Source organism: Paenibacillus sp. 2003 (assembly GCF_031455635.1).
GTDB lineage: Bacteria > Bacillota > Bacilli > Paenibacillales > Paenibacillaceae > Paenibacillus > Paenibacillus amylolyticus_B.
In genome coordinates this window covers 16,883-42,659 of sequence record NZ_JAVDTB010000011.1, presented here as the reverse complement: position 1 = coordinate 42,659, position 25,777 = coordinate 16,883, and the positions used below count along the sequence as shown (strand labels likewise).

The window sequence follows — 25,777 nt, the reverse complement described above, 5'->3', positions numbered from 1 at the left end:
TATCTTAAGGTAAGATCGAGCGATATTATCGTTTGTTTCGTTTTTCAAGTACAATTTAGTTTAAATTGAAATTACGTTATGAATCATACACCCCCGCCATGACGGTGTAAAGTCCTTACAGATCACCAAATCGGCAGATTTTTGCCAATACTCGTTTATAATAACGCTTACAATAAGGTTATACTCTATCCATCTCTTCAAGGCTATCTAATTCTCACTCTGACGAAAATCACTTCGCAATTCATTCACGTATTCTGCACAACTTGCCTGTTTTGATGCTTTTAACACCACATTAGTTTTGCAATATTTAATTGTAGCCAATATAATAGAAGATATAAGAGTAAATAAATGGAGGCGATTTAGATGACAGTCTACGATTACAAAGTGAATACCCTTCGCGGTCAAGAAGTTGAAATGTCCGACTACCGTGACAAAGTGCTCCTGATTGTGAATACGGCAAGCTCATGCGGCCTCACTCCTCAATTCAAAGGTCTGCAAGAACTGCAAGACAAATTTCAAGATGCTCCATTTGAAGTTCTTGGTTTCCCAAGCAACCAGTTTGCACAGGAAAAAGGATCTTCCGACGATATTGCCGAGTTCTGTCAGATGAATTATGGCGTAAGCTTCCCAATGTTTGAGAAAATTGATGTGAACGGCTCAAGCGCTCACCCTCTTTTCCAACACCTTAGCACAGAAGCTCCTGGCCTGCTCGGCTCCAAAGCAATCAAATGGAACTTCACCAAATTCCTTGTGGATCAGAACGGACAGGTACTGAAACGTTATGCTCCCAAAACAACACCGGACAAGATTGAAGAAGATATCAAGAACTTACTTCAAAAATAATACACAGGCCACCCGTAGCCGTAAGGTAGAGCACCATTGCCCCGGTAATGGATGGCTTTTTTTCTCAACCCAGATGTCATACTGTTCGAAAAAGACAAAAAAAGAAGCTCTCCAATAACGGAAAGCTTCTTTTTCATCGTTCATATGATGCGGTCGAGAGGACTCGAACCTCCACGGGCATACGCCCACTACCCCCTCAAGATAGCGTGTCTGCCATTCCACCACGACCGCATGTCGTAAATAATCGGCAACAGAATTGATTATACCGGGTTCAGAACTAAAAGTAAAGTATTTTTTAATACTACTTTTTCAGCTAGGCATTTTCATCAAAAATCGCATAATCTCGTCATCTTTACCCATGAACTGCATATTATTAGATTTGATCTCCTCTTTTTCGGTAAGAGCCGATCTTGTTGATTCATTTATATATAGTCCTTCCTTCTATATAGTTCTCCCTGCACTCCACCACACAAATGACACATTAAGTTATATAAAATAACACAAATATTAAATTACAGATTTAATCCATTAAATTTCACGGATACCATTGACAAAAAGTGGACATTTATGGGAAGATAACTATCATATAATTCGGATTTATAAACATAAAGCAAACAAAAAGGATTATAAATGTCACTATAAGTGACATTTAACGAACACAGGAGGCGAATGATTGTGAACCGTGGGAATAAGCTGCTCGATTATGTCAACCTGCTTGATTCCTCTATTCAGGTTGGAGGGTTCACCCATTCCTTCGGCATGGATATCCATATCAGGGAGGGTACCATTCGTAATGCTGAAGATCTCGAATCATTCATGCGTTGTCAGTTGCATCCCAGCATCGTTCGTCTTGAAGGTATGGCCATCAAAGGCATCTATACCGCAGCAGATCACAAAGATACATGGCGGATAGCTCTAATCGACAAGCTCGTCCATGTTCAGCGAACCCCTGGAGATCTCAGAGAACAAGCTGCCGCCATGGGTAAACGATTGATCAGACTTGCACGTGCTCTGCACCCCTGGATTGAATTCAGCCAGCTCGAACAGATCTGTGCCAAATACGATTCGGTTGGCTGCCTCTCCACTGTTCACGCCTGGATTAACCACCACCTCGACATCCCGGTCGAGGAGGCGGTCCTTGGTTACCTGCATTCAGCCATGAATGCCTGCATAACCGAAGCCTCCAAAGTCATTCCCCTGAACAACGATACAACCAAGGATCTGATGGTCCGCCTGGCCACAGATCTGGAGAATGAATGGAAGACCGTCAGCGCCTCGGCTGCGGATGGACTGGCACAGCCAACCTCGATGTCCATGAAATCGTTTTTCCCCAGTTTCCATATGCTTGGAGCTGGACTTCATGCCTACAGGGCCTAATCCTCTTCCTCCTCATACCTGCTCCCCTTCATTCAGACAAACTAAAAAACACGCGGCAACCTCCTTGCCGACGTGTTTTTTGTCATTTTATTTGTTTTATTTACGTATTTACGCCATTTATCATCACAAAATACACTTTTTTCCGTCTTTTTTAATTGTTAGATGACGAATTTACGTATATAATGAAACATACAGCTCGCATTTCTATATATTCTACATGATGAAAGGGCGGCTGAATACTACATTCTAACCAGGGGTGAACCCTTTTGAACAAGAAAAAACCAGTTACTCCGTTCGGATGGGCCATCAAACGACGGCTAACCGAACTTCAAGTGGACCAGAAGACCTTTTGTGAACAGCATGGCATCCCACCCTATCGTTTATCCAATCTTATTCACGGCACACGCAAAGCAACCCGATTCAGGCACCTGGTCGCTGATATTTTGGATATTCCAGATGAACTGAGATAAGATTTCTGCCAAAGGAGGGTCTCATCCATGAGACATGTTACATCCGATCTGGAGAGGCTGTCGTTCCAGTCCATACGTCACCAACTCATCATCGTTGATCACAATTGGATTATCCAAAGTTGTAACCGTGCCTGGCAACAGGGACTTGGTCAATGCTCACCTAACCCGGATATACACAGTAGTTATAGACATTACCTGCATCTGACGGAAGCCTGGGCAAAACGAGGCAAGAACGCTAACATGGCACTTGTCGCACAGAATTTGAAAGAACGCGGAATACCCTTTAATCGAAATCATACATATGACATCTGCGTGTATACTGTATACAACGAAAAGAGGTGGTTTCGTGTAGAACTCACCCCTCTATCTTATGCAAATTCAATTCTGGATACCAATCTCGCTTTGATTGCACACATGGATATTACCGAACAGAGAAAGACAGAACACCAATTGAAGAAGGCATTGTCTGAAGTGCGCACATTGCGCGGACTGCTGCCTATTTGCGCCGTCTGCAAACAAATCAAGGACGAAGAGGAACACTGGAACTCCGTTGAGAGTTATCTGGAGAAGCATACCCACGCCGAATTCACCCATGACATCTGTCCGGAATGCATCCGGCGGTTATATCCCAAATACTCGAATATCCTGGACAAGCGTTCCTGAAACCTTTCTCCACTCGCCGACTAACTACAACTATACGGAGAGATGATGTTCAAACTGCGACATATCCAGTTCTTGCGGTGTCCCGTGCAGGGTTATGGTTCCTTTGTCCATGATATAGATGTAATCTGCGGCACTTCGTACAAAATCGATACTCTGCTCTACCAGCAAAACCGAGAGGTTCCCCTTTGCCTTGAGCTGCAAAATAACCTGCCGAATGTCCTCCACGATAGAAGGCTGGATGCCTTCTGTCGGCTCATCAAGTAGCAACAACCCCGGACGCGAAGCCAACGCCCGGGCGAATGCCAACTGTTGCTGCTGTCCACCACTCAGATCCCCGCCCTGCCGTCCATACATCGTCGCAAGCACTGGAAACATCGCCAGTACATCCTCCGGGAACGTTTTTACTCCCGGCGCACTTGTCTCCAGACCGAGCAATAAGTTTTCTTTCACCGTAAGCTGCGGGAAAATTTCCCGCCCCTGCGGTACATAACCGATCCCTGCCCTTGCCCGCTTGGCTGTGTCCAAAGTGGATAACTCCTGATTTTGCCACTGAATACTGCCCTTGCGTGTTTTGAGCAACCCCATTAATGTTTTCATCAACGTTGTTTTCCCTACACCGTTACGGCCCATCAGACACACCACCTGTCCAGGCTGTACATCCAGGTTCACACCACGAAGCACATTGCTTTCCCCGTAGCCGGATTCAATTCGTTGCAGCGACAGCATGGTCATCCCTCCTTTTGCCCAGATACACTTCGGCCACTTTCGGATCTGCCTGTACCTCCGCCATCGTACCTTCCTTCAGCAGTTTCCCTTCATGCATCACCGTTACCTTGGCTGCGAACTCTCGCACAAACTCCATATCATGCTCCACCACCACAACCGAGCGTTCACGCGCAATCTCTTGCAGAAGTCGCCCGGTCTTGTGCGTTTCTTCATCCGTCATGCCTGCGGCTGGTTCGTCCAGCAACAACACACGTGGCTCCTGGAGAAGCAGCATGCCGATCTCCAGCCACTGCTTCTCCCCATGTGATAACGCTCCTGCACGAGCATCAACGCGGTCTTGCAGACCAATCTGGAGGGTAACATGCTCCATGGCAGCACTCATTTTCCCATATCGACGAATACCGATGGCTTGCAAAGGGGAACGGCGAGTCTCCGCCGCCAGCGTCAGATTCTCCTGCACCGTCAGACCTGCAAAGATCGATGGCGCCTGGAATTTGCGTCCCACACCTTTGCGAACAATCTGGTGCTCCTTCAGTCGTGTTAATTCCGTGCCATCCGCCATCTTCACCGAGCCGGACATGGGTTTTGTTTTGCCGCATATCACATCCAGCATCGTTGTTTTCCCAGCACCATTGGGTCCGATCAGAAAATGCAGGTCATGTTCATGCAGCTTCAGATTCATTCCTTTGACCGCAACGAACCCACCAAAGGCGACCGTAACATCCTCGGCTACCAACACCGCTGATTCCTCAGTAGACTTCAGGTTTTTCCCGAGTGACTTGGACATGCGCACTCTCTCCTCTCCGCTTCAGCAAGCGAACGACATGACGATACACACCTACAATTCCGTTTGGCATGAACAAAACTACCGTTACAAAGAGCCCACCAATGACAAACAGCCACCCTTCGGGATAAGCCTCACTTATGCCTGTTTTGGCTGCATTCAGCACCACCGCTCCGATGACCGCTCCAATAAGCGTACCGCGACCACCCAGCGCAACCCACAGGACCATCTCAATGGAGGGCACAATCCCCATCATCGATGGCGAGATAATACCCACCTGAAGAACAAACAACATGCCCGCGATGCCTGCAAGCGCACCGGAAAAAGCAAAAGCCAGCGTTTTATATCCTGCCGGATCATATCCGAGGAATCGCACCCGATTCTCTCCATCCCGCGCAGCTTCGAGCACTTGGCCGAAACGACTGTTCACCATTCGACGACAGAGCACATATGCGATCACCAGAACGGCAAGCGTTATATAATAGAGAACAATGGTTGTTTCAGCGGAATGAAGTGTAAAACCAAAGATCGAATTATATCCGGTAATGCCATTTGTTCCACCCGTCCATTCCTGTTTGCCAACAAAGAGCGTTACTGTAATAAGAACCAAGGCTTGAGTCAGGATGGTAAAATAAACACCGGTGATCCGGTTACGGAACGTAAACCATCCCAGCGCAAAGGCAAGTAATGCCGGAAGGGCTATCCCCAATAACAGCGCCACCGGGAAAGAGCGAAACGGTTCCCAGAACCACGGCAGACCACTGAGGCCACTCCATCCCATGAAGTCAGGGAGCGTTGCTCCACTGGCCTGAAGCTTCAGATACATCGCCATCGCGTACCCACCCAGACCGAAGAACACTCCATGCCCAAGACTCAACACACCCCCATATCCCCAGATCAGATCGAGACCAATGGCCAGGATTGCCAGCGCCAAAAACTTGGCTAACAGACTCAGACGAAACTCCGTGGAGATCAGTGGAGCAAGACACATCATGATCAGTACAACCGCCCAGATAATCCTCATTTTCAGACTGCCAGTCTTGAGTAAAGCGGACATGAACTAACCCCCTTCTTCACGTTAATCGAGACTCCGTGTACGCATTGCGACCAAGCCACGTGGTTTCCATTGCAAAAAAGCAACGATACATACAAATACCAGCACCTTGCCAATGGAGGCAGAGGTATAGGTTTCGAACAGCGTGTTAAACATCCCAATTCCCAGTGCACCACACACAGTTCCAACCAATTTCCCTACACCACCCAGAACAACGACCATGAATGCATCCACAATATAATACGTGCCAAGTGAAGGGCCAATCGGACCAATGAGCGTTAATGCACAACCAGCAATTCCGGCGATGCCCGAACCAATGGCAAAGGTCATACCATCCACCCGCCGGGTCGAAATTCCAAGGCACCCTGCCATACTCCGATTCTGCATTACAGCCCTCATTCGTCTTCCGGATGATGTTCGATAGATATAGAGATACATACACAGCAGCACAACCGCAACTAATGCGATAATGAAAATTCGCTTGTACGGAAATACAATGCCATCCGAGATCGCCAATCCCCCATTGAGCCAAGCCGGACTGGATACTCCCACATTGGGTGCTCCGAATATCGTACGGGCCAGTTGTTGCAGCATCATGCCTACACCCCATGTCGCAAGCAGACTGTCCAGCGGCCTGCCATACAGATGCCGGATCAACACTACTTCAAGCAACCAGCCAATCAGAGCCGCTACAATGAACGCAATCGGCAGAGCCACAACAAAATAGGCACCAAACCACGCTGCTGGAGCATAGGACATGAACAAATTTTGTGTTACATACGTTGCATATGCACCGATCATGATCAGTTCACCGTGAGCCATATTGATGACATTCATCAGCCCAAACGTTACTGCAAGCCCCAATGCAATTAACAACAGAATTGAACTGATACTCAGACCGTTGAATATCTGCAGGATAAACATATCCATCGCTATCCCCTCCTCCATACCGTGAATCTCGATATTTCACATGACCTCAATTAGCGGCAGCAACATTTTTCCACATCACAGTAACGCTTTACCGCAATGCGGTGAGAGGGTGTGTTGTCACACCCTCGTTTATGTTTCGGCTGCTTTGAAGCGAGTTGCCTGTTTTATTGCGAGGTTTCTATGTTATTTAGCGCTGAGGGAAGCTCCCCATTCATACGTTTTCAGATAAGGGTCCGGCTTGACAGGCTCACCAGAATTCCACAATTCCTTGAACTGCCCATCTTCCTGCACCTCACCGATCCGTACGGTTTTATAGATATGCTGATTCTCTCCATCCACGGTTACCTTACCTTCCGGGGCATCAAACTCCAGACCCTTGGCAGCTGCCTTCACCTTCTCCACGTCGGTTGATCCTGCTTTCTCCACCGCCGCCTTCCAGAGATAAACTGCCACATATCCCGCTTCAATCGGATCAGCTGTCACTCGATCAGCACCGTATTTTTCTTTATACTTGGCAACAAATGTTGCATTCTCAGGTGTATCGGTTGTCTGATAATAATTCCACGAAGCCAGATGTCCCTTCAATACGTCTGCGCCAATACCACGGATTTCTTCCTCCGCCACACTTACCGAGAGGGTCGTCATCTGATCCGAGGAGATTCCGGCATCCTTCAATTGTTTGAAGAAGGCCACATTGCTATCTCCGTTCAGCGTATTGTATACAATATCCGGCTTCGCAGCTTTGATTTTGCTAATGATGGTACTGTAATCGGTATGGCCCAGCGGTGTGTATTCTTCACCCACTACTTCGCCGCCTTCTGCTGCGAGTTGTGCCTTAATGACCTGATTGGCCGTTTTTGGGAATACATAATCTGAACCGAGCAGATAAAACGTCTTGCCCCTGTTCTCCAGTAGCCAGGTTACGGATGGAACGATCTGCTGATTGGTTGTTGCTCCTGTATAAAAAATATTTGGCGACGATTCCAATCCCTCATATTGTACCGGGTAAAACAATAGACCTTTATTCTGTTCAAACACCGGGAGCATAGCCTTCCGACTTGCAGAGGTCCATCCACCAAATACAGCAGCGACCTTATCCTGTTGCAGTAACTTTCCAGCCTTCTCCGCAAAAGTAGGCCAATCCGAAGCGCCATCCTCAACTACAGGCTCGATCTGTTTACCCAAAACTCCGCCCGCGGCGTTAATCTCTTCAATGGCAAGCATCTCAGCATCTTTAACAGATACTTCACTGATCGCCATCGTTCCGCTGAGAGAGTGAAGAATGCCAACTTTAATCGTATCACCGGATGCAGCCGGCTCTCCTGTACCACCTGAACCCGAAGCTTCAGGCGGCGCAGCGCCCTCCACACATCCTGTCATCACAATGACCGCACCGAGCAAAATACTCCATAACTTGACCGACCTCTTCTTCAATAGCCTACACTCCCTTTTTTTTAGTCTATTGACGAACATTAAGGTCATTTGCGTCCGAAATGTTCGTTGATCCAAATTATGGAGGGTTACACTCTTCATGTCAATATAGCTTACATAATTTTATTTCATGCCTACTCGTTTCATGCATACTGCTAATATGCTTTGAAGCTTATTGACAAAGGATTCACCCTGTGTGAGTATATTTAACATATAACATGATCCATGAACATATCAGACATTATAAGCGAAAGGTCGGATTGCCTTGCACTGGACTGAGCAGGAAAAGGAAAAACTCCTGATTACCGTGGCTGCTAACCTCGCCCGTGAACGAAGAGCACGCGGACTCAAGTTGAATGTTCCCGAAGCCATCGCCTTGTTGACCTCCGAACTGATGGAACGAGCACGGGATGGAATGAGTGTTGCCGAATTAATGAGATACGGAGGCACCATCCTGACACGCGAAGACTGTATGGATGGTGTTCCCGATATGATTCCTGAAGTACAGGTAGAAGCCACATTTCCTGACGGTACAAAACTGGTTACCGTACATGAACCTATACGCTGAGAAAGGCAGGAGAAACCATGATTCCTGGTGAATACCGTTTGAAGCCAGATGACGACATCATCTGTCATCCGGATCGTTTAACCCTACGACTCATTGTCCTTAACCGCGGCGACCGCCCCGTTCAGGTCGGCTCTCACGTTCACTTCTATGAAGTTAATGCAGCACTGGACTTTGATCGCACGGCAGCTTTTGGACATCGCCTGCATATTCCGGCAGGCACCGCAGTCCGCTTCGAACCTGGTGAAGAGAAACCTGTTGAACTCACGACCTTTGGCGGCAAACGCCAGATTCACGGGTTCAACGGATTAACCGAAGGCTCTGCCGATCAAACTCCTGATCCACTGAAACTGGAGGCATTCCTGAAGACGTTCTCCCCTCCCATACAAGATGGGGGTGAATCTTCATGAAACGAATGAGCCGCGAACAGTACGCGTCCATGTTTGGACCGACAACCGGCGATGCCGTAAGACTTGCAGATACCGAACTATGGGCAGAGATTGAGTATGATTATGCCGTATACGGAGATGAGAGCAAGTTCGGGGGCGGCAAGGTTATCCGCGACGGGATGGGCCAGTCTACTACTGCTCTGCGAAGTGACGGCACTCCTGATACCGTTATCACCAACGCTATCATTATCGATCATTGGGGCATTGTAAAAGCGGATATCGGCATTCGGGATGGTCACATCTGCGCCATTGGCAAATCCGGTAACCCGGATACAATGGATGGTGTACATCCCACACTGGTTATCGGTGCTTCCACCGAAATCATCGCTGGTGAAGGCATGATTGTAACCGCTGGCGGCATTGATACCCATATTCATTTCATCTGCCCACAGCAGATTCAGACTGCATTATCCTCCGGGGTCACGACCATGATTGGTGGCGGAACAGGACCAGCAACAGGAACCAAAGCCACCACCTGCACACCAGGAGCCTGGCACATCCACCGGATGTTAGAATCGGCAGAGGCTTTTCCCATGAACATCGGTTACCTCGGCAAAGGCAACAGTTCCAGCACCGCACCTTTAATCGAACAGATTGAAGCAGGTGTCATCGGCCTGAAGCTGCATGAGGATTGGGGCACTACCCCGAGCGCAATCGACGCTTGTCTGACTGCCGCAGGGGAACATGATGTTCAAGTGGCTATCCATACCGATACATTGAACGAAACCGGATTTCTCGAAAACACCCTGGCTGCAATCAACGGCCGGACGATCCACACGTACCATACGGAAGGCGCTGGTGGCGGACACGCACCGGATATTATCCGGGCCGCTGGGGAGTCCTACGTTATCCCCTCATCTACCAACCCAACACGACCGTACACACGCAACACTGTAGAAGAGCATCTCGATATGTTGATGGTGTGTCATCACCTGGACCCTTCCATCCCGGAAGATGTCGCTTTTGCGGATTCGCGAATTCGTCCCGAAACAATCGCAGCCGAAGACATTTTGCATGATCTTGGCGTGTTCAGCATCATCAGTTCCGATTCACAGGCCATGGGCCGAGTGGGTGAAGTCATTATCCGCACCTGGCAGACAGCCGACAAAATGAAAAAACAGCGCGGCAAACTTGAACTCAACCCGGATTCCCCCTCTGATAACGATCGGATCAAGCGATATGTCGCCAAGTACACCATCAATCCAGCTATCGCACACGGAATCGGTCATCTCGTCGGTTCGGTGGAAGTTGGAAAGCTGGCAGATCTAATCATCTGGAAACCAGCTTACTTCGGAGTTAAACCCGAGATTGTCATCAAGGGTGGCATGATTACATTTGCCCAGATGGGTGATCCCAATGCGTCCATCCCGACACCTCAGCCCGTATTTGGCAGACCCATGTTCGGAGCTTATGGTAGTGCCATTGCCAGCGGATCGATCACCTTTGTCTCCCAAGCCGCAGCAGATGCGGGGATCAAAGAGTCATTGGGCCTGAAAAAGCGGGTTGAACCGGTTAAAGGCTGCCGCTCGGTCAGCAAAAAAGACATGATTCACAACGACGTCACCCCTGTCATTGAAGTCGATCCTGAGACCTATGAGGTACGCGCCGACGGCGAGCTTCTCACCTGTGAACCCGCAGACGAGTTGCCTATGGCACAGCGGTACTTTATGTTTTGATAGGAATACGGATTAGCTGATAAGGGGGCACTCATGATGAACAGTGGCACAAAGCTACTCCGTTATGTTCAGCTGCTGGATTCAGCCCTGCCCATCGGTGGTTTCTCCCATTCCTTCGGTCTGGAAGCTTACACGCATGATGGCACCGTGCAAAATACCGCGCAGCTTGAACAGTTTATTCGCAGCCAGCTTCATTCCAGTCTTGTACGACTAGATGGTCTTGCCATCAAAGGCGTCTATCAGGCGATAAAACAGCAAGATGCCGCTCTACTTGCCCTGTACGATAAACGTGTCCACGCCCAGCGCTCCCCTCGGGAACTCAGGGAAAGCAGCCACAAAATGGGAAAGCGACTGCTCAAGCTGGCCCGCTCACTCTATCCATGGATGGACTTTTCCCTGATTGATGAGGCCATCCGGGAATACGGCGCGTATTGCGGCATCACGACCATTCACGGTTATATCAACTATCAATTGGAGATTGAATTGGATGAAGCCGTTACCGGGCATCTGTATACCTCGGTGAACGCTTATGTGAACAGCGCACTTCGCCTGCTGCCCATCGGACAAACCGAAGCGCAGATGTTGATTCAGAAACTGCTTGATGATATCGAAGCGGAATGGGCTCTCATGCGGGACAATGACCCGGAAGATATGCACAGCTTCGGAATCGCCCAGGAAATCTACGCCATGCGGCATGAGACCTTACCCGCGCGGCTGTTTATGTCTTAACATCAACTTTTATATAACCAAGGAGGAATTGTTATGTGTGGAGGAGCTAATCATACGCATCATCCGGAGTGGGAACGTAAGGCATTTGATCGGAGTCGTCCGATGCGAATTGGAATTGGTGGACCGGTAGGTTCAGGTAAAACAGCCCTTGTGGAGAAGCTGTCCAAGGCACTGCGTACACGTTACAGCCTTGCTGTCATCACCAATGACATTTATACCAAGGAAGATGCCGAGATTTTGCTGCGTCAGAACGCCCTGGCACCAGAGCGTATTATTGGCGTAGAGACAGGTGGATGCCCGCACACGGCTATTCGTGAGGATGCCTCCATGAATTTCGAAGCAGTTGACGAGTTGATTGAACGTTTCCCGGATCTGCAACTAATCTTCATCGAGAGCGGCGGCGACAATCTCTCTGCCGCATTCAGTCCGGAACTGGCCGATGTGTTCATCTACATTATCGACGTTGCCCAAGGGGAGAAACTTCCTCGCAAAGGCGGTCCCGGCATCACGCGTTCAGATCTGTTGTTAATCAACAAAACCGACCTCGCCCCTTATGTTGGAGCAAGCCTGGAAGTTATGAAAAATGATACCGAGCGGGTACGCGAAGGCCGCCCTTATGTCATGTCTAATCTAATGAGCGGTGAAGGTGTGTCCGAGATTGTCCACTGGCTCGAACATCAATACATGGATGACGATGCTTCCGCTGCACATCTGCATTCACACAGCCATGAACATGGCACTCACTCGCATTAATTCATCTTCTGTCCCCTCGGGGACAGAGGTGAATCGGAATGAAAGTTCAGGTGCGCCTTTCACACGCCGCAGCGAGCTTCGGGCCACCTTTGCCTTTCAAGGCGACCGAACTGTCATGACCGATCGTTATTACAGCGCACCGCTCCGGTTTAGCCGTTCCTTTCGACCTCCCGGAGGTGGAACCGAATTATGTGTGTACACGTCAGACGTCTCGCCCGGAGTCCTTAACGGGGATCATTATCATTCCGAGTGGGAATTAGGTGAAGGCACCCATGTCATGTTGAGCAGCACATCTGCTACCAGACTTCATCCTACACCTTCCATTCCCTCATCCGTTAATCATCACTTTCGGTTGGGAAAGGGGGCCACGCTGGAGTACTTTCCTGAATGCGTCATCCCTTTCAAGGGAAGTTCTTCTTCACTCGCTGTAACCTTTGAGCTGGAAGAACAGGCGACCCTGGTCTATGCAGATATCTGGTCTGCCGGACGGATTCATCGGGGAGAAGCGTTCCAATTCGAGCGTTACCGCAGCTTGACGGAGATATGGCAAGGTGAGCAACTGGCTGTCTGGGATCGATTCGGACTTGAACCGGATACAGATGATCCCAAACACTCGGCGTCTCTCCTTCACTATACCCATACCGCTGCGTTATGGATGATCGCCCCGGGGCTCGGTACTATGGAGTTGGAGCAAGTCAGATCCGCGCTGCCACCAGATGGACGGATGCTCGCAGGTGCAAGTTTGCTGGTAACCGGAGGCATCGGCGTTCGACTCCTTGGCATGGCAGCTTGGGAGCTTCAGGAGCAATGTCTTCAGATCTGGAATACACTCCGTCCCCACCTGCTGGGCAAAGAAACCCTTGTCTTTCGTAAATAAGGGCGTAAAGTATGCATGGTTCATACAAAAAACCTCTGAACGTTCTCCGAGTATGTTCGGATTAGTCCAGAGGTTTTTGTACATTTAGTCTATGGATGCTCATATCGTTTACGCTTCGTTTTCCTCAGAATCGTTCTCTGATTTGTTCTCAGGTTTGTAGCGATAGTCGCCTGCATCCTTACTTTCCTTGGATTTTCGGTAACGGGTGAACTCAATATATTCGCTGATAAAAGACTGTTCCACAGTCGATAATTCACTTTCTTGGCAATTCAATTGCCGCAAAACGTCAAAAAAATAATCCTCCCGTTTTTCCCGAACCATCGCTTCCTTCGATGGACGTCCAATCATGAGCCAGTCGAGGCTCACATCAAAAAACGAAGCAATCTCAATTAATTTATTCGTACTCGGAATAGACTTGCCACGTTTCCAATCACCCAGATTGCCTGTGCTAATCTTCAGCTGTTGGCAGAAAGCCTTCTTGGTCATTCCTCGTTCGGCAATCAGGTGTTCAATTCGCTCATAGATCGACTGCATACAAGAACCGCCTTCCAACCGTAATAATCAACTCATCTGCTTGAATTATACCACATTATTCCTGAATGCTCAGCCTTTATATGCCTGGAACAGGATGAGGTATATCGTATTACACAAAGATAGACTCCCATGAATGATCATAGAAGTCTATCTTATATTGTTGCTGTGATGCGGTCGAGAGGACTCGAACCTCCACGGGTATACACCCACTACCCCCTCAAGATAGCGTGTCTGCCATTCCACCACGACCGCATATTCAATTGTAAAAAATGGTGAGCCATGAAGGGCTCGAACCTTCGACACCCTGATTAAAAGTCAGGTGCTCTACCAACTGAGCTAATGGCTCTTGCTGTAAACTTCACCGGATGTGCCATGCTTCATTCTTGTCTATAAGAGCAATGACTTTGAGGATTACTCATCGAAAATGTAGATCTCATGAGGTGGTGAAGATATGACCCGTAGGGGATTCGAACCCCTGTTACCTCCGTGAAAGGGAGGTGTCTTAACCCCTTGACCAACGGGCCTTAATAACAAGTTGTCTTTCTTGGCGACAAGAATGAGTATACCATAGGAGAAAATGAACTTGCAATACTTTTTTTAAAATTTATTTTTCAAGCCTTTTTGTCCATTGCATACTGTTCTTCAGAGCCCCGTTATTAGCCACCTCCCGTTCATGCCAATGTCATCCCCATGCAGGAACAATGTAAATCATCCATTAAAACACTTATAAAAACTTACGTTCACTTATAATATTGCAAATCACATTAAGAATACTTATAATTAAAGTATCAGTATAAGTACGGTCATCCATATACTCGGAGGTGACATGTTTGTTTCAAGAAGAACGAATGCAGCTCATTATTGAACATCTACGCAAACACAATCGCATCTCAGCCGATGATATTGTCGCCTTGTTTGATGTATCACGGGATACTGCACGCAGGGATCTGATTAAGCTTGAGGAACAGGATGCCATTATCCGAACACGCGGCGGCGCGATTCTCCCCCCTCCTCCACAAGAATTTAGATCCTACAAAGACCGTTTACTCGATGTATCTGAGGAAAAGAGGGCCATCGGCAAACTCGCTGCGGCCATTGTAAGGCAAGGCGAGATCATTATTCTGGACTCTTCCACGACTGTGCAGGCCTGTGCCGAGAACTTAAACGGCAAATCCTGTACCGTCATTACTAATTCGATTCATTCCGCTGATCTTCTCTCCAATCACACTGCTGTCCAGATTCGTTTGCTCGGAGGCAAAGTAGATAAGGAACAACGTTATGTCTACGGTACCTCTGTTATAGAGACCCTCTCCCACTATTATGTAGATAAAGCCTTTATCGGAATTGGTGGTATCACCATGGATGGCTTCAGTGCTTCCGAAGAGGAAGGGAAAATTAAACACCAAATGATGAAAGCTGCCAAGAAAGTTGTTGTTCTTGCAGATCAATCCAAATTTGATAGACGTTATGGTTATCGTTTTGCCGACTGGTCATTGGTGGATGTATTGATTACGGATCAATGGCCAACCAAAGAATGGCTTGTTTTTCTAGCCGAACAACAGGTTGAGATTCTCATTCCTGAACCTACAGATGATAAGGAGTTGTAAATATATGAAATTATTTGCCACAGATTTAGATGGAACTTTGTTGAACATAGATAGCCAGATTAGCCCGGAGAATGCCGCAGCTATCCAAAAGGCCCAGCAATCCGGTATGAAAGTTACCATTGCAACAGGACGCGTCTATTCCGATGTTGTGACCATCAGCCGCGAAGGCGGAATCAAAACCCCAATTATCGGCTCCAACGGAGCGACAATTCATGACGCAGACGGTGAACGTTTATTCCATCTTCCGCTCGAGCATGGCACAGCAGCTTCCGTCATGCAGTGGCTGGAAGATCATGATGTCTATTATGAGGCTTCAACACAACAAGGCATCTATGCCCCGCGTAGCAGTCATGAGACCTTGCTCGCCGAGATGGAACGTGTTCTTGGTTCGAACCCTGGTGAGGACATTGCACGCATGATTCGCTCCATCAAGAAACACTATGACAAAAAAGACTACCACCGCGTAAACAGCCACCTCGAAATTCCGGCAGAAGCCTACATTTATAATATTATGGCCTTCTCCATGAATCCGGCCAAAGTAAAGACAGGACGAGAATACTTCGCTTCCCGATCCGATGTCGCTATGGTTGTATCCTTTGAGCACAACTTCGAAATGCAGCACCCGGACGTATCCAAAGGTAATGCCCTCACCAAACTTGCGGCTCACCTGAACATCTCCATGGAAGATACAGTAGCGATCGGTGATAACTTCAACGATGTCTCCATGTTAAAAATGGCAGGACTCGGCATCGCCATGGGTAATGGCGAACCCGAAATCCAGGCATTAGCCAAAGCCATAACGCTGACCAATGTGGAGCACGGTGTTGCCCATGCCATTGAGTGCCTGCTTGAAGGTAAACCGGTGTCCCGTCCAGAAACGATTGTCGGAGAAGGTCAGTAATTGAACCCATACTGAATTAAGCACTGAACCTGCATGGTCGCCTGTTGAGCCATGCAGGTTCGCTTCATTTTAACTCCGCAGATCGAACGTGAGGCACGTCCTGTAACAAAATAATCAGTTGCTCGCCCCGGTATGAACCCGGTAGTTGCAACGTGAACTCAAGCACAGTCTCTTCCACGGAGTCTGTGCTTGTTTGCTGTTCAGTCTTAAATCCGATGACCGAGATCTTCTCCTGTCCCAGCAGTGCCAAAACAGTCTTCAGGGCCTCTCCCTCATTTTGCAGATGGATGGTTAAAGTCTCTGTTCGGGCGGATACCAGCCAGCGTGTGGGTCTATGCAGTAACATCTGTGCCACTACAATAAGCAGTGTCACGCCTGCACCCGTCCAATACAGACCTGAACCCACAGCAAGTCCCATGCCTGCCGTAGCCCATATGCCAGCCGCTGTGGTCAATCCCCTGACCGTATGCCGTTGTGTGAAGATCATCCCTGCTCCAATGAACCCCACACCGCTAACGACCTGTGCCGCAATCCTTGATGGATCAAGCGACAGATTGGCCCAGCCAGCCTGATCCTGGAATCCATACTTCGACACAATCATCATCAGGGCTGCACCGACAGCAACCACAAAATGAGTACGAATTCCTGCCTCTTTCATTCGATTCTTGCGCTCATATCCGATTAGCACACCACATATTCCAGCTATGAGTACACGCATCAAATATTCCACTTCCATGCACATCACCTCTTTCATTATGTATATGCTTACATTAGTCTATCTTTACTATTACCCAATCTTTCCCTGACTATATAAGTTGAACAAAAGATTATTTACACTGGCACTACGATGACAGAACAACCTTCCAATCGCTGTTATCCCCAGATTTTTTCCATTCCCTTTCCTAAAGGGGAAAATCAGGGGATAGCGTATGCTTCCGAAGTAGCTTTCTTTCAGAAAACTTTTAGGCGAGCGCTTCGCTTTTTCAGTTTGTTTCTGTCCTCTCCGTTATCGTGTAAATGATTAATTCATCTTATATAATAAAAAGCCTCCACTCAGGTCAATTCTCTGCCCGGAAATTTCCCCCTTGTCTCTTGCCCAATCCGAAATAATGTCTGAAATTATATATCAGCGGATGCCATTCCTCCGGATTAATCTTGTTCGGTCCAGATATTAGCCTTGTGTGCGCGTGCACCTTCAACGCTTTCACTTCGACAATCGCCATGAACGGTGTATGTTCGGGAATACGTATGTGTTGTACAGCCGCTTCAATTTGGAGCGGACATTCAACTATTTTATCTGGAGCCACCTGAACCGAGCATTCAGATGTCAGTCCAGCTACAGTGAATTTATCATGACAATATTCATATCCCATCTGCCTTTTCTCCTCAGGAACCGGTGTAACTCCAGTATAACGCCCCAATGCTTCAACCTGTTTCCACATAGATGCATCTGGCAGATTAATCACGCACTCAGGGTGTCGACTCAGATTTTCATAGGCTTTGCCCTGTGTTCCTAGACCGAGAACCAGACAGTCCCCCAGCGCCCAAGACGAAGATAATGGTGACAGGTTAGTTGACCCATCCTCATTTAATGTGCTTAGCAGCAATACAGGCGTGCCATAATATAAAATACTGGGATTAATCGTTTCATGTTGAATCACTGCTGGACTCGCGGACAACTGCTCTGCAGCAAAGTCCTGTTTCGTTATCTTTTTCATCCTGTACCTCTCCTGTTCCAATTCCAATGATTTATAAGCTCAATCTGACCGATACAACTGGATTGTAATACAGTAATAGTTCAGATATGATCGAAGTATGAATGTATATCCGAATATTACTGTTATTGCGTCGTTAATCGCTGATCCAAGCCGCGCTATTTTTCTGTCATCCTTACTGGATGGCCGTGCGTTGCCCGCAGGTGAGCTTGCTCATATGGCAAGTGTCACTCCCCAGACGGCAAGCAGCCATCTAGCTAAACTCGTAGAGGGAGGATTACTCGAAGTTGAACAACAAGGACGCCATCGATACTACCGTCTTGCAAACAAAGAAATTGCTAATCTGATTGAAACGATGGCCAGTATTGCTCCGCCTGTACAGATCCGCTCTCTCAAACAATCCGATCAGCTTCAACAACTGAGTCATGCACGGACCTGTTATGGTCATCTGGCTGGGAAATTGGGAATCTCGCTCTGTGAAGCCTTAATACAGAAGGGGTATCTTTCAGAGCCCGAAGAGGCACACAGCAAGGATTATCAAGTTACAGAGAAAGGAATACAGTGGTTCACTACGTTTGGAATTAAACTTCAGATGAAGCCAGGATCACGCCGGGCCATCGCTCGCAAATGTCTGGATTGGAGCGAACGCCGTCATCATCTCTCAGGCATGCTTGGGGAACAACTCAGACATCGATTATCGGAACTGGACTGGATTCGTCAAAAAACAGGAAGTCGCTCTGTCGAAGTAACGGAAGCAGGCAAGAAAGGTTTATACGAGGTGTTGAACATTTCACTTTAAGCAGAAGCGTACACGAGGGATAACCAAAGATCAGTAAACGCAAAAAATCCCCTTCACACTGACCGTTAACCGATCTAATGTGAAGAGGATTTTTTGTCAATCGGAACGGAGAAAGAGGGTTACTCTCACTTCGTTCGAGACTGCGGAGTATTGCTAACGAAGCTTATGCTCCGACGAACCTTTAGGGTTCTCATCCCTTTGCAGAGAAGTTTAATTCAGAACGGAGAGAGAGGGATTCGAACCCTCGCACCGCTTACGCAGTCTAACCCCTTAGCAGAGGGTCCCCTTATAGCCACTTGGGTATCTCTCCAAGAAATGGCTCCCCGAACAGGGCTCGAACCTGTGACAACTCGATTAACAGTCGAGTGCTCTACCAACTGAGCTATCAGGGAAAATTAACTTGAATAAGATTAATTTATCATGATTAATAATCCAAGTCAACATCCCTTCCATCACTTTCTTTAATACATTGAACGATACACACATCAGATATTCTGAAGCCCCAGTTTTCCCGCGCAACGACCACAACGGTAACGCTTCGGATCTATTTTCCGCTTGCGCAAATATTCCGTACCACAGCTCTTGCATACCAGCTTATAACGATATGGCAGCGGCTTTCTGCCTTTGCCCTCAGGAAGGGATTGGCAGTAACGCGAGCCACCTACCTTCTGCAATAAAGCCTTGAATTCCGGATCACGATGCTGATAACCGCGCCCACGAATATGCAGATGATAGTGACACAGCTCATGCTTGATGATTTTCTCAACCTCATCTCGCCCATAGGCTTCGAGTTGATGCGGATTGATTTCAATCCGGTGACTTTTGAGCATATAACGCCCACCCGTAGTGGTCAGGCGACTGTTAAACAACGCTTCATGGGTGAACGGTACTCCGAAATGATCCAGTGATACCTGTTCAATCCATTGTTGCAATTCCTCATTTTCCATCGGTATCCTCTCCTTGCACCCCCTCGGAGCATTTGTTTTTCCGGCATAATACTTGAATTTTAACCGTTTCGTAGGCTACACTGTCAAGTAGAATGTATGAGGGGAGATTATTACTCGTTATGCCTACAATGCGCTATGTCATCCTGCAGCAGGAACAACAATTGCAGTTCGTGGAAATGCCGGCAGATTACGCCTATCAACTCAGTGCGCTCAACTTGCGCCTGCACAAGGAAATTGATAAACTCACGGCAGCAGATGTCCCTGTCCTGCCTTGGGCGATCGCCGAATGTGACAGCCTCGATCTCCTAAACGAAAATCTTACTATCATCGGCGGCCTTGATTATATCAATGCGCTTGAAGAATCTTTTGCAGCACTACGTGAAAGCCATTATCCTTTGATTTCTCTGCTTACAGAAATCCGGGCTCTTCAGGCCCAATTGGAACAATGGTATGAAGAAGAGATGGAAGCTCTCTAATTCACCGCAGTTATCATTTTATAATGATGAGAACGAAAAGCACATCTCCCTGAATTGGGATTTGTGCTTTTTTTGAGTCAACGAGACATTGATTTGCCGGAGGCCTCCACTTATCCCGCACAGTCCAGGCTATTGCCACATATGCTAACGTACAGATGAATTATGCAAGAGGAGGAGATACCCTTGCCTCAATGGCTTTGCAATCAACTGATGCGTGCATTTCACAAAAAGGATAGCCGGCAAATCAAGTTGCTGAACGAATGCTGGTTCTTTTATCGTAACAAACCAGCAAATGGCACACCACGCAGCGCGGAGAACGAACTTTAAGAGGTTGTTCATAAAAGTCTGCATCGGATTACGAAGGAAGGCCTTTTGAACACGTACTTTAAGAAAATGCACATATTGCCCACCGTACTTACTAGAGGAATTAGAACGGACAACGGGACTATTACTGTCGACAACAAACAGCCTTCCTGGTTAGGGAAGGCTGTTCTCCAATCCTACTATTTAAGAAGACTGTTGCGCAGAAGCAGGCTTCTTCATCGTAAGGCCGACACGGCCTTTTTTGGTATCCACATTCATAACCCAGACCGTTACATTATCCCCGACGGATACAACATCCATCGGATGTTTAACATATCCGTTGCTGAGCTGTGAGATATGGACAAGCCCATCACTCTTAATTCCAATATCAACAAAGGCACCAAAATCAATAACGTTCCGAACCGTACCTTGCAACTCCATGCCTTCCACCAGATCCTCAATTTTTAATACATCTGTACGGAAGATTGGCAACGGCATTTCTTCACGCGGGTCACGACCCGGACGCTGCAAGCTGTCCAGAATGTCACGCAATGTAGGCACACCTACGTCCAGTTTCACGGCCAATTGTTCTGGCTGTTGCTCTGACAGTAATACCGACAGTTCCTTGCTGCCCAGCTTGTCCAGTGCAACCTGAAGCTCCTTGAACAGCTGATCCACCACCTTGTAAGACTCAGGGTGAATCGGTGTACGATCCAATGGATTCTCACCTTCACCAATACGCATAAATCCTACGCACTGCTCATAGGTTTTGGCACCCAGACGTGGCACCTTCTGAAGCTGACGGCGGTTCGTAAACCGGCCATTCTCTTCACGGTATTTCACAATGTTTTTGGCAATCGTAGCGTTAACTCCGGCAACATATGACAGTAACGAAGGTGATGCCGTATTTACGTCCACACCCACATGGTTAACTGCGGATTCGACAACAGCCTTCAGGCTTTCTTCCAGAACCTTCTGGGAGACGTCATGCTGATATTGACCCACGCCAATGGCTTTTGGATCAATCTTAACCAACTCCGCCAGCGGGTCTTGTACCCGGCGAGCAATGGAAGCTGCACTGCGCTCCGCAACATCCAGATCAGGGAACTCTTCCTGGGCCAGCTTGGATGCAGAATATACACTCGCGCCTGCTTCGTTAACAATCAGATACACAAGACTTTCATCACCGTTCTCCTGAATGATCTCGGCAACAAACTGCTCCGTTTCACGTGATCCGGTACCATTACCAATGACGATCAGTCCGATATCATATTGCTTGATCATCCGATGGAATACTTCCGCAGCTTCACGTTTCTTGTTGTGTGGTGGCGTTGGGTAGGTCACAGCCACTTCCAGCAGTTTGCCCGTATCATCTACTACAGCCAGTTTACAACCGGTACGATAGGCCGGATCGACACCCAGCACACGTTTGCCGTGAATCGGCGGTTGAAGCAACAGGTTACGCAGATTGGCCGAGAAAACCGATATGGCCTGATTTTCACCTTTTTCCGTGAGTTCTCCACGAACTTCTCGCTCGATGGAAGGCGCAATAAGCCGCTTGTATGCATCTTCAATCACATCACGCAGGATATCCTGCACGGCAGAAGCACCACGAATGATCTGTCCTTCCATATGGCGATGGGCCGGTTCTGCCTGTACGTCCAGGCCAACTTTCAGAATACTCTCACGTTCACCGCGATTAATTGCGAGAATACGGTGTGGAGGCATCTTTTTGGCTAATTCGCGGTAATCATAATAATTCTCGTACACGGACTCCTCTTGAGCATCCTTCGCTTCCGAAGTCAGCATCCCGTGATCCAAGGTGTACCGACGAATCCAGGCACGAATGGCAGCATCATCTGCGATGTTCTCCGCGAGAATGTCTTTGGCTCCCTGAAGCGCTGCCTCCGCATCTTCTACACCCAGTTCAGCATTGATATATTTCGCAGCTTCCTGGAGTGCATCTCCTTGTTTCGGTTGACCCCAGATCCATACAGCAAGGGGCTCAAGACCTTTTTCCTTGGCCACACTGGCACGTGTTTTCCGCTTCTGACGGAACGGACGATACAAGTCTTCCACTTCCTGCAGCTTCACAGCTTGGGTAATGGAGTTCTTCAGTTCTCCGGTCAGCTTGCCCTGTTCCTCTATAATACGGATGACTTCCAATTTGCGATCCTCAAGATTGCGCAGATAAACAATGCGTTCTTCAATCGATCGCAGCTGGTTCTCATCCAGCTCTCCAGTCATTTCTTTACGGTAGCGGGCGATAAATGGAATCGTATTGCCTTCGTCCAGAAGCTCCGACGTTGTGCGGACCTGCTTCAAGGACAGTGACAGTTCCTTGGCTACCTGTTTGATGATTCGTTCATGGCGTTCTGCCTTTATTGTTTCTTCATTGGGTTCCAGAACCGTTTCCTGTTCAGACAAAATAAATCCCTCTTTCCTTCCTGAATCGTTCGTTACAATCATTTCAGGGCAGCTTTGCTGCTGTAATTACAGTATAGTTGAACCATTTGTTTCTTCCACTCTACCCTATATTATCACAGAATCACGTCCAGATTTCCATCAATCCGCAAGCATACAAGTTCTGACAGAATGATGTCATCCTCAAGCCTTCCCCATTACGTCAAAAAAAGACCGAAAAACGTCAACACGACGCTCCTCGGTCTTTCCTTTTTTTAAAACTCTAAATAAAATAGCAATCTAATAAGTGAAACTGCTCATTTACACGATAACGGAGAGGACAGAAAAAACCTGAAAAAGCGAAGCTAAAAGCTTTCTGTAAGAAAGCTACTTCGAAAGCATACACTCGCCTAAAAGCTTTCTGAAAGAAAGCTACATCGGAAGCATACGCTATCCCCGGATTTTCCCTTTGAGAAAAGGGAATCAAAAAATCTGGGGATAACAGCGATTGGAAGGTTGTTCTGTCATCGTAGTATCCGTGTAAATAAACTGTAGTTCACTTTATCTAGACGCGTTCAAAGCGGAACATCTCGCTCAGATAGTCTCCTGATGTACTGCCTACCGAAATGCCGCCATACATCAAGGCATCGCCGGTAAAGGTCTCCGATCCGCCTTTCAGGCGATAATCTGCATTCGGGTCCAATCCTTTCAGCTTCAGGCGCTGAAGTGGCGCATTAGGCTCTGAGAGCACACGGAAGTAGAATACAACAGCTTCGCTTCCGTCTGGTGCAATAAACATCCAAGCTGTCTCATTGCCTTCAAACGGACTGAGCAAGCGACGGAATGTTCCATATTGAACCGTTCCACGAATCTCTTTGTACAGTTCAACCTGGGCTTTCACGATGTCGTTCTCTTCCTCCGTGAATTTTGTCAGATCCAGCTCATACCCGAAGTTGCCCGACATCGCAACATGTCCCCGAATCTCAAGCGAAGTTATCCGGTTGACCTGATGATTCGGTACCGCTGAGATATGCGACCCCATTGAACTTACCGGGTACACAAGACTCGTACCGTATTGAATCCGCAAACGGGAGATCGCATCGGTGTTATCACTTGTCCACGTCTGTGGCATGTAATACAGCATACCTGGATCGAAGCGGCCACCACCACCTGAACAACTCTCGAACAGAATGTTCGGGAACGCAGAAGTGATTCGTTCCATGACGTCATACAACCCCAACATGTAACGATGCGCAGTCTCACGCTGTCTGTCTGCCGGAAGCAATGCGGAACCCACTTCCGTCATATTCCGGTTCATGTCCCATTTCACATAAGTGATTGGTGCAGAACCAAGTACGTCTGTCAACATGCGTACAATCTCATCACGTACATCCTGACGAGAGAAGTCGAGTACCAGTTGTTGACGTCCTTCTGTCCGGCGACGATCAGGCACATGCAGACACCAGTCTGGGTGCGCACGGTACAGTTCACTGTCTGGTGAGATCATCTCAGGCTCAAACCACAGTCCGAACTGCATGTCCAGACCTGTTACGCGGTTAGCCAGATCATCCAGTCCCTGTGGCAATTTGTTTTTATCGACAATCCAGTCACCCAGCGAGGAGTTGTCACTGTCCCGGTGCCCAAACCAGCCATCATCCAAGACAAACAGCTCAATACCCAACTTCTGTCCAGCGCGAGCAATCTGTTCAATCTTGTCTGCATCAAAACCAAAGTAAGTCGCTTCCCAGTTATTGACCAACACCGGACGCTCCGCATTGCGGAATTTTCCGCGTGCCAGACGCTCCCGATACAATTCGTGGTAGGACTGTGACATGCCGTCCAAACCTGCAGTCGAGTACACCATAACCGTTTCAGGTGTCTGGAACGCTTCCTGTGGCTCCAACTTCCAGCTGAACTCAAACGGGTTGATCCCGAGCGATACACGGGTGGTTTGGAACTGATCCACTTCAGCCTGTGCGGTGAAGCTGCCACTATAAACGAGACTGAATCCGTAGACTTCACCTTGGTCTTCATCCGTGCCTGGTGTCATCAGCGCAATAAATGGATTCTGCTGGTGACTGCTTGAACCGCGACGACTCTCAATACCTTGTAGTCCAGAAGCAAGCGGTCTGCGAACGATATCCCGTTCCCGTGTCCAAGCCCCGGACAATTGCAACAATTCATAATCTGCATGCGGGAAATCGACGGAAGAACTGAGCGCACGCACTACATTCACTGGGGTAGCGCTCTCATTAACGATACGCACGGAGCGTGTAATCGCATTAAATGCCGTAAAGGCTGTATAGGAGAGCTCGATTTTGATACCAGCAACGCGGTCTTCCAATTCAATAACCAGCGTCTCTGCTTCGTCATCGGATTCCACATACGTTGCTGGGAGTCCGGTAAGCGCTGTCTTTCCTTTGACCAATCGATGGCCTGTATACGTAAACTCCGAAACCGTTGAGCCATTCTCAAGTTCCAATTGGATTGCAGGATTACGGAAATCACTCGTGCCATACACTGGCAATTCCACTGGCAACGTATCGAAGGAGATCGTACGATCCTCTGGCACCGGGTTAGGGCTAAAGGACGCTCGTTCTGTCCGTACATGCAACCAGCTCAGATCGGTGTCGCGTAATTTTTTGCCATAATACAAATGCACCAAATATCCTGAAGGCAGTACCTGAAATACGTAACTGGCCTCACGGGTCTGTAAATGAAATTGAAGTTTCTCCTGATTGATGTAAATGCTCATATGTCTCCTC

At 48.0% G+C, this 25,777-nt stretch carries 26 protein-coding genes and 6 tRNA genes; 15 read left to right on the top strand and 17 right to left on the bottom strand.

The window, feature by feature from the left end:
- Positions 1 to 363 precede the first annotated feature (363 nt).
- A complete protein-coding gene (locus J2X75_RS27290; RefSeq protein ID WP_091015296.1) occupies positions 364 to 843 on the top strand; it encodes a glutathione peroxidase in 480 nt (159 codons plus the stop codon).
- A gap of 148 nt (positions 844 to 991) precedes the next feature.
- On the opposite strand, the gene J2X75_RS27285 is transcribed toward J2X75_RS27290, so the two are convergent.
- A tRNA-Leu gene (locus J2X75_RS27285) sits at positions 992 to 1,074 on the bottom strand.
- Positions 1,075 to 1,518: 444 nt separating this feature from the next.
- Between J2X75_RS27285 and J2X75_RS27280 the strand changes: the two genes are divergently transcribed.
- The 3 genes from J2X75_RS27280 to J2X75_RS27270 all read left to right on the top strand — a co-directional run bounded on the left by J2X75_RS27280 (position 1,519) and on the right by J2X75_RS27270 (position 3,353).
- The gene (locus tag J2X75_RS27280; RefSeq protein ID WP_310342234.1) at positions 1,519 to 2,220 is read left to right on the top strand and encodes an urease accessory protein UreF; all 702 of its coding nucleotides are present in this window, start codon (positions 1,519 to 1,521) and stop codon (positions 2,218 to 2,220) included.
- 266 nt (positions 2,221 to 2,486) lie between these two features.
- Entirely contained in the window at positions 2,487 to 2,690 is a 204-nt protein-coding gene (locus J2X75_RS27275) for a hypothetical protein (protein ID WP_017690011.1), read from the top strand.
- A gap of 27 nt (positions 2,691 to 2,717) precedes the next feature.
- The gene (locus tag J2X75_RS27270; protein WP_091015300.1) at positions 2,718 to 3,353 is read left to right on the top strand and encodes a nitrogen regulation protein NR(II); all 636 of its coding nucleotides are present in this window, start codon (positions 2,718 to 2,720) and stop codon (positions 3,351 to 3,353) included.
- A gap of 30 nt (positions 3,354 to 3,383) precedes the next feature.
- On the opposite strand, the gene urtE is transcribed toward J2X75_RS27270, so the two are convergent.
- From urtE to urtA, 5 genes are all read right to left on the bottom strand, one after another.
- The gene (urtE, locus tag J2X75_RS27265) at positions 3,384 to 4,079 is read right to left on the bottom strand and encodes an urea ABC transporter ATP-binding subunit UrtE (protein WP_076209466.1); all 696 of its coding nucleotides are present in this window, start codon (positions 4,077 to 4,079) and stop codon (positions 3,384 to 3,386) included.
- A complete protein-coding gene (gene urtD, locus J2X75_RS27260; protein WP_310342228.1) occupies positions 4,057 to 4,866 on the bottom strand; it encodes an urea ABC transporter ATP-binding protein UrtD in 810 nt (269 codons plus the stop codon). The genes urtE and urtD overlap by 23 nt, the downstream gene beginning before the upstream one ends.
- Complete coding sequence (urtC, locus tag J2X75_RS27255) at positions 4,829 to 5,920, bottom strand: urea ABC transporter permease subunit UrtC (protein WP_310342225.1); 1,092 nt, start codon at positions 5,918 to 5,920, stop codon at positions 4,829 to 4,831. The genes urtD and urtC overlap by 38 nt, the downstream gene beginning before the upstream one ends.
- 21 nt (positions 5,921 to 5,941) lie before the next feature.
- The gene (gene urtB, locus J2X75_RS27250) at positions 5,942 to 6,847 is read right to left on the bottom strand and encodes an urea ABC transporter permease subunit UrtB (RefSeq protein ID WP_105597714.1); all 906 of its coding nucleotides are present in this window, start codon (positions 6,845 to 6,847) and stop codon (positions 5,942 to 5,944) included.
- Positions 6,848 to 7,030: 183 nt separating this feature from the next.
- On the bottom strand, positions 7,031 to 8,281 hold the full coding sequence (gene urtA, locus J2X75_RS27245) for an urea ABC transporter substrate-binding protein (RefSeq protein ID WP_169480114.1): 1,251 nt from the start codon (positions 8,279 to 8,281) through the stop codon (positions 7,031 to 7,033).
- Positions 8,282 to 8,543: 262 nt separating this feature from the next.
- Between urtA and J2X75_RS27240 the strand changes: the two genes are divergently transcribed.
- From J2X75_RS27240 to J2X75_RS27215, 6 genes are read left to right on the top strand one after another with little or no spacing between them, the layout of a single operon-like run.
- Positions 8,544 to 8,846, top strand: a complete 303-nt coding sequence (locus tag J2X75_RS27240; RefSeq protein ID WP_076209470.1) for an urease subunit gamma — start codon at positions 8,544 to 8,546, stop codon at positions 8,844 to 8,846.
- Between the two features lie 17 nt (positions 8,847 to 8,863).
- Entirely contained in the window at positions 8,864 to 9,253 is a 390-nt protein-coding gene (locus tag J2X75_RS27235; protein ID WP_307538931.1) for an urease subunit beta, read from the top strand.
- A complete protein-coding gene (gene ureC, locus J2X75_RS27230) occupies positions 9,250 to 10,968 on the top strand; it encodes an urease subunit alpha (RefSeq protein WP_310342219.1) in 1,719 nt (572 codons plus the stop codon). The genes J2X75_RS27235 and ureC overlap by 4 nt, the downstream gene beginning before the upstream one ends.
- A gap of 33 nt (positions 10,969 to 11,001) precedes the next feature.
- Positions 11,002 to 11,697, top strand: a complete 696-nt coding sequence (locus J2X75_RS27225) for an urease accessory protein UreF (RefSeq protein ID WP_310342217.1) — start codon at positions 11,002 to 11,004, stop codon at positions 11,695 to 11,697.
- A 33-nt stretch (positions 11,698 to 11,730) separates the two neighbouring features.
- Complete coding sequence (gene ureG, locus J2X75_RS27220; RefSeq protein ID WP_017690021.1) at positions 11,731 to 12,450, top strand: urease accessory protein UreG; 720 nt, start codon at positions 11,731 to 11,733, stop codon at positions 12,448 to 12,450.
- A 28-nt stretch (positions 12,451 to 12,478) separates the two neighbouring features.
- Positions 12,479 to 13,327: an urease accessory protein UreD gene (locus J2X75_RS27215; protein WP_310342214.1), complete on the top strand. Its 849-nt coding sequence runs from the start codon at positions 12,479 to 12,481 to the stop codon at positions 13,325 to 13,327.
- Between the two features lie 108 nt (positions 13,328 to 13,435).
- Here the strand turns inward: J2X75_RS27215 and J2X75_RS27210 are convergent, their stop codons facing one another.
- The 4 genes from J2X75_RS27210 to J2X75_RS27195 form a co-directional block, all read right to left on the bottom strand.
- The gene (locus J2X75_RS27210; RefSeq protein ID WP_036610863.1) at positions 13,436 to 13,861 is read right to left on the bottom strand and encodes a helix-turn-helix domain-containing protein; all 426 of its coding nucleotides are present in this window, start codon (positions 13,859 to 13,861) and stop codon (positions 13,436 to 13,438) included.
- A 169-nt stretch (positions 13,862 to 14,030) separates the two neighbouring features.
- A tRNA-Leu gene (locus tag J2X75_RS27205) sits at positions 14,031 to 14,113 on the bottom strand.
- A gap of 18 nt (positions 14,114 to 14,131) precedes the next feature.
- Positions 14,132 to 14,207: transfer RNA gene (locus J2X75_RS27200), tRNA-Lys, on the bottom strand.
- A gap of 106 nt (positions 14,208 to 14,313) precedes the next feature.
- A tRNA-Glu gene (locus J2X75_RS27195) sits at positions 14,314 to 14,385 on the bottom strand.
- A gap of 306 nt (positions 14,386 to 14,691) precedes the next feature.
- Here J2X75_RS27195 and J2X75_RS27190 point away from each other — a divergent pair.
- Together J2X75_RS27190 and J2X75_RS27185 are read left to right on the top strand one after the other, a co-directional pair.
- Entirely contained in the window at positions 14,692 to 15,468 is a 777-nt protein-coding gene (locus J2X75_RS27190) for a DeoR/GlpR family DNA-binding transcription regulator (RefSeq protein WP_307538939.1), read from the top strand.
- 4 nt (positions 15,469 to 15,472) lie between these two features.
- Positions 15,473 to 16,369, top strand: coding sequence for a Cof-type HAD-IIB family hydrolase (locus J2X75_RS27185; RefSeq protein ID WP_310342209.1), 897 nt, complete (start codon positions 15,473 to 15,475; stop codon positions 16,367 to 16,369).
- A 64-nt stretch (positions 16,370 to 16,433) separates the two neighbouring features.
- On the opposite strand, the gene J2X75_RS27180 is transcribed toward J2X75_RS27185, so the two are convergent.
- Together J2X75_RS27180 and J2X75_RS27175 are read right to left on the bottom strand one after the other, a co-directional pair.
- Complete coding sequence (locus tag J2X75_RS27180; protein WP_091033649.1) at positions 16,434 to 17,105, bottom strand: MgtC/SapB family protein; 672 nt, start codon at positions 17,103 to 17,105, stop codon at positions 16,434 to 16,436.
- Between the two features lie 322 nt (positions 17,106 to 17,427).
- A complete protein-coding gene (locus J2X75_RS27175) occupies positions 17,428 to 18,087 on the bottom strand; it encodes a flavin reductase family protein (RefSeq protein ID WP_310342206.1) in 660 nt (219 codons plus the stop codon).
- Between the two features lie 97 nt (positions 18,088 to 18,184).
- Between J2X75_RS27175 and J2X75_RS27170 the strand changes: the two genes are divergently transcribed.
- Positions 18,185 to 18,883 (top strand): ArsR/SmtB family transcription factor, encoded by a 699-nt coding sequence (locus J2X75_RS27170; RefSeq protein WP_124116976.1) that lies wholly within the window; start codon positions 18,185 to 18,187, stop codon positions 18,881 to 18,883.
- Positions 18,884 to 19,104: 221 nt separating this feature from the next.
- Here the strand turns inward: J2X75_RS27170 and J2X75_RS27165 are convergent.
- From J2X75_RS27165 to J2X75_RS27155, 3 genes are all read right to left on the bottom strand, one after another.
- Positions 19,105 to 19,193: transfer RNA gene (locus J2X75_RS27165), tRNA-Ser, on the bottom strand.
- A 6-nt stretch (positions 19,194 to 19,199) separates the two neighbouring features.
- Positions 19,200 to 19,275: transfer RNA gene (locus tag J2X75_RS27160), tRNA-Asn, on the bottom strand.
- Positions 19,276 to 19,368: 93 nt separating this feature from the next.
- A complete protein-coding gene (locus tag J2X75_RS27155; protein ID WP_310342204.1) occupies positions 19,369 to 19,830 on the bottom strand; it encodes a SprT family protein in 462 nt (153 codons plus the stop codon).
- A gap of 119 nt (positions 19,831 to 19,949) precedes the next feature.
- Here J2X75_RS27155 and J2X75_RS27150 point away from each other — a divergent pair, with 119 nt between their 5' ends.
- A complete protein-coding gene (locus J2X75_RS27150; protein WP_017690032.1) occupies positions 19,950 to 20,306 on the top strand; it encodes a hypothetical protein in 357 nt (118 codons plus the stop codon).
- A 183-nt stretch (positions 20,307 to 20,489) separates the two neighbouring features.
- On the top strand, positions 20,490 to 20,633 hold the full coding sequence (cmpA, locus tag J2X75_RS27145) for a cortex morphogenetic protein CmpA (protein WP_017690033.1): 144 nt from the start codon (positions 20,490 to 20,492) through the stop codon (positions 20,631 to 20,633).
- Between the two features lie 180 nt (positions 20,634 to 20,813).
- On the opposite strand, the gene J2X75_RS27140 is transcribed toward cmpA, so the two are convergent.
- On the bottom strand, positions 20,814 to 23,036 hold the full coding sequence (locus J2X75_RS27140; protein WP_240768262.1) for a Tex family protein: 2,223 nt from the start codon (positions 23,034 to 23,036) through the stop codon (positions 20,814 to 20,816).
- Between the two features lie 541 nt (positions 23,037 to 23,577).
- Positions 23,578 to 25,767, bottom strand: coding sequence for an alpha-galactosidase (locus J2X75_RS27135; RefSeq protein WP_310342198.1), 2,190 nt, complete (start codon positions 25,765 to 25,767; stop codon positions 23,578 to 23,580).
- Positions 25,768 to 25,777 lie beyond the last annotated feature (10 nt).